General features: G+C 68.6%; 5 protein-coding genes. 2 read left to right on the forward strand and 3 right to left on the reverse strand.

Features of this window, described 5'->3' with window-relative positions; all coding sequences use genetic code 11:
- The first annotated feature begins 128 nt into the window (after window positions 1-128).
- Together QZV94_RS17365 and sppA are read left to right on the forward strand one after the other, a co-directional pair.
- Window positions 129-1,205 carry an HWE histidine kinase domain-containing protein gene (locus tag QZV94_RS17365; RefSeq protein ID WP_293679445.1) on the forward strand — a complete coding sequence of 359 codons (1,077 nt, stop codon included), beginning with the start codon at window positions 129-131 and terminating at the stop codon, window positions 1,203-1,205.
- 74 nt (window positions 1,206-1,279) lie between these two features.
- A complete protein-coding gene (sppA, locus tag QZV94_RS17370; protein ID WP_293679447.1) occupies window positions 1,280-3,058 on the forward strand; it encodes a signal peptide peptidase SppA in 1,779 nt (592 codons plus the stop codon).
- A gap of 12 nt (window positions 3,059-3,070) precedes the next feature.
- On the opposite strand, the gene QZV94_RS17375 is transcribed toward sppA, so the two are convergent.
- From QZV94_RS17375 to QZV94_RS17385, 3 genes are all read right to left on the reverse strand, one after another.
- The gene (locus tag QZV94_RS17375) at window positions 3,071-4,105 is read right to left on the reverse strand and encodes a retroviral-like aspartic protease family protein (RefSeq protein WP_293679449.1); all 1,035 of its coding nucleotides are present in this window, start codon (window positions 4,103-4,105) and stop codon (window positions 3,071-3,073) included.
- Window positions 4,106-4,192: 87 nt separating this feature from the next.
- A complete protein-coding gene (locus QZV94_RS17380; RefSeq protein ID WP_293679452.1) occupies window positions 4,193-6,154 on the reverse strand; it encodes a TonB-dependent receptor in 1,962 nt (653 codons plus the stop codon).
- A gap of 109 nt (window positions 6,155-6,263) precedes the next feature.
- Window positions 6,264-7,963 (reverse strand): hypothetical protein (locus QZV94_RS17385; protein WP_293679454.1); only part of this gene is annotated, 1,700 nt, incomplete at its 5' end.

Genomic DNA, 7,963 nt, shown 5'->3' on the forward strand with positions numbered 1-7,963 from the left:
GCGCGCGGCTGGCGACTCAGGCCCCGGGCGGGTGGCGCTGCTCCCGACCATGGTCTGCTTGCCCGGCGGGCGTTGACAGCCGACATCGCATAGGTCCGAGTGCACACCCTGAATTGTCGAGGTCGCCCGTGTCCGACACCGAGGGGGTCGCCAATCCGCAGCAAGGCGTCTCGCGCGCCATGCTGCCCGACTTCCGCGAGGTCTTCGAGGTCTCGCCGCGCCCGCTGCTGCTGATCGCGGCGGACGACCGGCTCACCATGGTGGCGGTCAACAAGGCTCACGCTGCGGCCTTCGGGACAACGCAGGAAGCCCTCACGGGCAGGGGTATCCTCGAGGTATTCCCGCCTGACCCTTCGCCGGACATCGCCGCCTTCATCGAGGCCATCCGCACCTCGCTCCGACGTGTGATCGAAACCCGCCAGCCTGACCAGATGGGGACGCGGCGCACCCCCCTCCGCGGCAGCGACGGCCGCCCCGTCGAGCGCTACGTGACTGCGACCAATGCCCCGATCCTCGGTCCTGACGGCGTGGTCACCCATGTGGTCATCGCCGTCCTGGACGTGACCGGCGAGGTTCTCGAGCGCCGCAGCGAGGAGGCTCGCACGCTGCTGATGCGCGAGGTCGACCACCGCGCCCGCAACGCGCTCACCGTCGTACAGTCGTTCGTGCGCCTGACCCGCGCCGAAAGCATGGACGAGTTCCGCCGCATCATGGACGGCCGGGTGGCGGCTCTGGCGCGGGCGCAGACGTCGCTTGCCGCCCGCCGCTGGGAGGGCGCCGGCCTTGGCGACGTGATCGAAGCCGAGCTCTCGGCCATGTCCGCCACGGGGCGCTTCAGCGTCACAGGCCCTCGGGTGGTCTTGGGGCCGGAGCGTGTCCAGGCCATGAGCATGGCGATCCACGAGCTCGCCACCAACGCGGGCAAGTATGGGGCGCTGTCGACCGGCGGCGGCACGCTCAGTGTCAACTGGACGCGCGACGCCGGCGGCCGTCTCAACCTGGTCTGGCTCGAGGATGGTGGCCCGGCGGTCATCGCCCCGTCCCGCCAAGGCTTCGGCTCACGCCTGATCGGCCGTCTCGCGCGGCAACTGGGCGGCGACATTGTCTACGAGTGGCGGCCGAGCGGACTGCGCGCTGAAATGAACCTGGACCTGGGGCGAGGCCCCATGGGGGCCCCGCCGGCCGAGAGCGACGCGCCGGCCTGACGCCCACCTTTGCGGACGCCCGCAATCTATGCGAGACGCGGCCTGGGCATAGGGCCCTGGGCGCGACGGCGACGATGAAGCAGTTCCTGATCACAGCGGCCGGTGTGTTCGTAGGGCTGCTGATCTTCATGGTCGGCGCACCGCTCGTGCTGATCAGCATGATCGCGGGCGCCACGGCCCCGACGCCGGTCCCCAGCAAGGCGGTGCTCGAGCTGGATCTGCGGGGCCCGCTCACCGACCAGGCGCCACACAATCCGCTGTGGGGCATCGGGCGCAATTCCTCCTCGGTCATGTCGATCATCTCGACCCTGCGGCGTGCGGAGAAGGACGACCGCGTCCAAGGCCTGTTCGTGCGGCTGCCGGAGGGGGGGCTGGAGCCAGGGATGGCGGACGAGCTCCGCCTGGCGTTCACCCACTTCCGCACCGCGGGCAAGCCAGTCTACGCCCACAGCCAGGGCATCTATCCGTCGGGCTTCGTGACCGCCACCTACATGCTGGGTCGCGCCGCCGACCAGCTCTGGATGCAGCCCGGAGCTTCGCTCCAGGTGACCGGCGTCGCCAACGAGGACCTGTTCCTGAAGCGCCTCTTCGACAAGTACGGCGTCGTGCCACAGTTCGAGCAGCGCTACGAATACAAGAATGCCGTCAACGGCTACCTCTATTCAGACTTCACTCCGGCCCACCGAGCATCGACACTCAGCTGGATGGGTTCGGTCTATCAGTCGAACCTCGGTTTCGCGGCGCTGGACCGCAAGACCGACCCCGCCGCCCTGCGCGCGCGCATCGAGGCCGGCCCGTACCTCGCCGAGGATGCGCTGAAGCTGAAGCTCATCGACCGCGTGGGCCAGGCGCGCGAGGCCGAGCAGGCGATGTTGGACCAGGCCGGCGACGGCGCCCAGCGCGTCGACTTCGACGACTACACCGACGCCACCCGCGCCCGCGGCCGCCCCAGCGGCGACGTGATTGCGGTGATCGAAGCCGAGGGCCCCATCCTCACCGGCCGCGACCAGGGCTCGAACCCGTTCACCGGCGGCGCCAGCATCTATTCCGACGACTTGGCCGAGGCGATCCTCAAGGCGGCCAGGGCCGAGTCGGTGAAGGCCATCGTCCTGCGCCTCAACTCGCCCGGCGGGTCCGACACCGCCTCCGAGCAGATCCTCGACGCCGTGCGGGTGGCCAAGGCCAGGAAGAAGCCGGTGGTGGTCTCGATGGGCACCTACGGCGCGTCCGGCGGCTACTGGATCGCCTCGGAGGCCTCGGCGATCGTGGCCCAGCCGACGACGCTCACCGGCTCTATCGGCGTCTATGGCGGCAAGTTCGCCGTGGGTCCGGCGTTGGCGCGGTTCGGCGTCGACGTGCGGCCGGTCGGCGTGGGCGGCGAGTACGCAGGCGCCTTCGGCCTCAGCGAGCCTTTCACCGCGACGCAGCGGGCGGCCTTCTCCGCCTGGATGGACCGCATCTACGGCAACTTCATCAGCCGCGTGGCGGCCGGCCGCAAACTGCCCGAGGCTCGCGTACGCGAGATCGCCAAGGGCCGCATTTGGACCGGCGCCCAGGCCAAGGAGATCGGGCTGGTGGATAAGGTGGGCGGGTTCTACCAGGCGGTCGACGTGGCCAGGGACATGGCCGGGCTGACCGGAGAGGTTCCGCTGCGCCGCATGACCCCCACCGAAGGCGCGCTGGAGGCCCTGCAGAAAGCGCTGGGTGTGTCCGCGACCTCCGCCCGGACCCTGGCCGCGGCGGCCTGGGTGCTTGGCGATCCGCGGGCGCAGGAGATCATCGACCGCACGGCGGAAGCCCGGCTCCGCAGCCAGGGCGGCGGAATGGTGCTGGCCCCCATGCCGGTGCGCTGACGCGCGGGCCGCTCAGGAGCGGCCTGGCTGCCGGGGATAGAAGACGATCCGCTCGCGCGGGTAGTCCAGTTCAATCGCGTCGAACTGGCTCATGACATCGATCCCGATCAACAGGCTGGGCTGCTTGGCCAGACCCCATAGTTCGAAGACGTGCAGGTCGGAGAAGACGGCGCCGAGATTGCTGACATCGAGGCCCCCGAGCCGCAGCAACGGCAGCACCACATACTCGCCGGACGAGCTTTGGCCCGTGGCGCTCAACAGTGGCACGTTGAACCGGGGCCGGCGCAGGTCGCCGCCCGTGATGTCGACCCGGTCGCGCAGCGCCAGGTTGCCGACCGTGCTTTGGGAGCCGGAGTCGAGGAAAGCCATCACCTTTCGGCCCGACACGTCCGCGCCGACGATGACCAGCTGCCCGAAGCGGTAGCGCGCTCGGGCCACGATGCCGGGGCCTGGCGCCACGGCCCGGCGCGGATTGATGCTGTTCTCGCGCATGTCGTACGAGGAGCGTCCCGGATCGCCGCGCGACCTCTCGATGCGCAACTCATGCCGCCGGAAATCCAGTGTCACCAGTCGGCCGACCAACATGTCGACCCCGAGCAGACCGGGCGCGCCCAGCTGCGCGGCGGCCATGGTCGGCGCGCGCACGTTTCGCGCCCTGACCCCGCCGACCTGAACCTGATCGGCGGCCACGGTCCGCGTCACCGCCGCGCCGACGATGCCATGCACCTCCGCCGGCCCGGTATCCGTAAGGCCAAGCTCGGCGGCGAGCTCCTGCGAGATGACCGTGCGGTTGGCGCCGGTATCCACGACGAAGGGGAAAGGGCCACGCCCGTTGATCCGCACGGGAGCGGTGATCCGCCCGGAGAAGTCCAGGCCCAGCCCCACGTTGCCCGTATCGTCCGCAGACGGCGGCGTCGGGATGTCGGCGAAGTTGATGAGCACCGGCGCCGGCGCGGGGGTCACGCAACCGGCCAAGCCCGCGCCCAGCAGGCCGAGCGACAGCCCGCGTCGGGTCATCAGTTCGGGGTTCAAGTCGAGGCGCGCCATCCTGCTCCGCCGATTAGACGCGCACTCAGACCCAAAGAGAAGGGCGGCGGATTGCTCCGCCGCCCCCAATTCGTCTGTAGATGGGTCTTAGAAGTTCGCGGTGAAACCGACGAACAGCTTACGGCCCAGCAGGTCGTAGTTGGTGTAGGTGTTCGGCAGGCCCGTGCCGGCGTAGGTCGAGTTGATCAGCGGCGGGTCCTGGTCGAAGACGTTGTTCACGCCGACGCGCAGCGAGTACGAGTCGTTGATCTGCCACAGCGCGGCCAGGTCCACGTAGCTGCGTTCCGGCAACGTGTGGTTGAAGGCGTCGACGGCGCCGCGGCCGAGCGACGGTTCGTTGGTGTCGCGCTCGAACTTGGTCTCGCCGACGTAGCGCCAAGCGAGCGACGCCGTGACATCCCAGGGGCTGACCCAGGTGACGCGCAGCGTGTGACGCCACTTGGGGGTGATGCCGCCGCAGGTCGGGCCGAAGAGACCCGAGCAGTCATAGGAGTCGTCGCCCGGAAGCGGCTTGTTGCTGCTCTTGAGCGAATAGGCGCCGTTGAGGTCCACCGACACCCGGCCGATGCTGTCCCAACCGAGGCTGTCCAGCGGCAGGGCGTAGCTGGTCTGCACGTCGATGCCCGAAGTCACGGCGGAAGCGATGTTCGCGCTCGCGCCGTTGATGTAGCCGGCGGCGGCCACGCTCGTGCCGAAGATCGTGCCGTTCGGAGCGCGGACGATGTTCGAGCAGAAGGTGGGATTGCCGGTGTCCAGGCAACGCTGCAGCGACACGTCCAGCGGAACGAAGCTGATCACGTCGCTGATCTTGATCCGATAGTAGTCGATGGAGGCGACCAGGCCCGGGATGAAGCTCGGCGTGGCGGAGAAGCCGACCGAGAAGGTCTTCGCCTTTTCCGGGCTCAGGTTCACGTTGCCGCCGGTGAGCACCGCGCACTGCCCCGCGGGGCATTGCGGGATGAGGCTGGTGGTGCCGCCGTTGCCGTACTGAACGGCGGTGACGCCGGTGCGCAGGCATTGGGCCAGGGTCGCGGTCGCCGGGACGACGTTGCCGTTGGCGTCGGTCGTCGGGGCGCACGGATCCTCCGGCACGTCGCTGGTGTTGGTCACCGATTGCGGCGTGTAGAGCTCGAGCAGGTTCGGCGCGCGAATGGCCTTCTGGTACGACCCGCGGAAGCGGATGTCGCTAGTCGGCGCCCACTGCAGGCCGACCTTGTAGGTCTTGGCCTGGATGCCCGTGGAGTAGTCCGAATAGCGGAACCCGCCGTCGAGGGTCAGTTCCTTGACGAAGGGCCGTTCCGAAATCAGCGGCACGCGCGTTTCGGCGAACACCTCGGCGACGCGGATGCTGTTGTCGACGACGACGGAGGCGCCGCCGGCGCCGGACAGGTCGCCGCTCAGCAGGGCCACGTCGGGATTGTATTCGAGGTGGTCGCGACGCTGATGGAAGCCGAACGCGACACGCACGCTGTCTTCCGCCCACGGCGACTGGATACCATAGTCGCCCAGGTCACCGGTGACGGTGCCTTCGATGATCCGCTCGGTGGTGGAACCGCGCGAGGTGCCGTCGACGGCCAGGTAGGCCAGCGCCTGCGGGGTCACGCCCCCGTCCTGGAAGATGTTGTAGGGGACGCAGGAGCCGCCGGAGATGCAGACCGGGCCGTTCGGGCCGTTCACGACCTGCAGGGCGTTGGCGATGCCGGCGATGCTCAGGTAGTTGCGGCTCGCCTGGGCCAGCGTCGTATTATAGTACGACCCGTAGATGTCGTACTTCCACGAACCGGTGATATCGCCGCGCGCGCCGAGCACGACACGGAAGTTCTGGTGCTCGTAGAAGGCCTCGCGGCCGCCGCCTTCAATGTTGCGGCGCCCGATGTTCAGGTCGACGCTTTCCCCGGCAGCGATCTGCGCGGGCGTGCAGAAGGTTCCTGCTTGCTGCGCACTCAGGAAGGGATTGTCGCAGTTGACCAGGAAGCCCCCGTTCGGGGAGTTGCCGCTGCCCTGGAAGAGGCCGGTCGGCGCGATCACCACGTTGGTGCGATCGTCCATGAAGCCGAAGTCCGAGTAGGCGGTAAAGTGCTCGCTGACCTCATAGTGAGCCTGGAAGCCCGCGGTATAGCGGGTCGACTGCTGCAGGAGGTGGGAGAAGGAGTTCGAGTTAAACAGCGCCGACGGCGTGGTGGACGGGGGCGTGGGGGAGGTGGTGGGGCCGCGCGGTCGCCATCTGCATGTTGAAGCCGGCGCGCAGTCCGAACACGAGCGGGAAGTTGCCCATGATGAAGAGCCGGTGCCGCACGTCTTGCGCCGCCGGGCCCCAGTCGGCGTCGGGGTTGGTCGAGTCGGACGGCAGGCTGAGCGCGCCGTCGGCGTAGTTCCTGACCGAGCCGAGCTGATACATCACGTTGCCGAAGATGCGGCGGTTGGGCACGCGCACGTTGGCGGCCACCATCAGGCGATCGCTCGCGCGCTTGCCGGTCGAAGCGATCTCCGAGATGTTGCCGACCGTCGGGTCGGGACGCACGCCGTTCACCGGCGCGTTCACGTTGATCGAGCGCAGCACGTTGTAGCCACGCGTCCACTGGTAGTCGGCGCGCACGCCGAGCCACGTCTTCAGGTTCTTGTCGAAGCCGAGCGACGCCTGGTGGACGATCGGCTGTCCGAGCCCCGCGGCGGCCTGGATGCGGCTCGCCGGCAGGCGCGTGCCCGTCGAGGTCGCGGTGATCGGATACGTCGGGTTGAGGATCACTTCATCGATCTGGCGGACGCCGTCGACGCGCACGGTCTGCTCGTAGGTCTGGCTGTCGAACCAGTCGTAGAAGATGCCGTAGCCGCCGCGGACGTTGGCCTTCGCGACCGTCCACGTGAAGGCGGCGCGCGGCGCCAGGTTCCACGTGTCGCTCAGGTTGGTCTGCAGTTCCTGGCGCAGGCCGACGCCCACCTGGAAGTTCTTCGAGAGCCGGAAATCGTCCTGCAGATACCAACCGAACTGGTACTGCGAGTAGTTGACGCTCGGGTCGCCGACGCGCCTCGTGAAGGTGCGAGCGAGACCGGCCTGGAAGTCGGCCAGGCTCGAGAAGGTGTAGGTGCCGTTGGCGTTGGTCTGCTGCGTGCTGTCCCACTGCCCCGCCTCGAAGAGCAGGCCGCCGCGCAGCGCGTGCTTGCGAATCGTGAAGTCGAGGCTCTGGTCGATCACGAACTGGCGGCCTTCGCGCACGCCGGTCTGGCCGGCGCCGCCGCCGGTGAACGCGTCGAGCACGCGCAGCGTCGGCAGGTCGCTGAACGAGTTGTTCTCTGAGCGCGTCTGCACGAGCTCGAACTTCAATTCACTGAACACCTTCTTGCCGAGGAGCCGCGTGTTGCGGACGCGCAGCGTGTCGGTCGACGACTCGCTCGCATACGCGCGTTCGAGCAGGTCGAAGTCGCCGACGCCGAGGTTCTGGCGATCCTGCGAGCGCCGCGAGTACTCGGCGCGGATGGCGTTGCCCGGCCCGAGCGCCTGCTCGACGCGGATGTTGGCGTTGACGACGTCGTTCGGACGCCGGATCTGGCCGCGCACGGCGCCGTCGGCCGTGGCCGCCACGATCGTCTGCGCGTCGTAGGACGCGTTGCCCTCGATCGAGAAGGTGACGCTCGTCTTGCCCTTCACGATCGGGCCCTGGCTGCTCACCTGCACGCGCTTGACCTGCTCGGGCGGACGCGTCTCGGCGAAGGCGTTGCGCGCATTGAGCGAGGTGTCGCGGAAACCGAACGTGATGCGGCTGCGCCAGTCGCCCATGCCGGGCTTGGTGATGACCTCGACGCGCACCATGCCGGCGTCGTGGTATTCCGCGGCGAACGAGTTGGTGCGGAAGCGGATCT

It is taken from the genome of uncultured Phenylobacterium sp. (assembly GCF_902826855.1).
GTDB lineage: Bacteria > Pseudomonadota > Alphaproteobacteria > Caulobacterales > Caulobacteraceae > Phenylobacterium.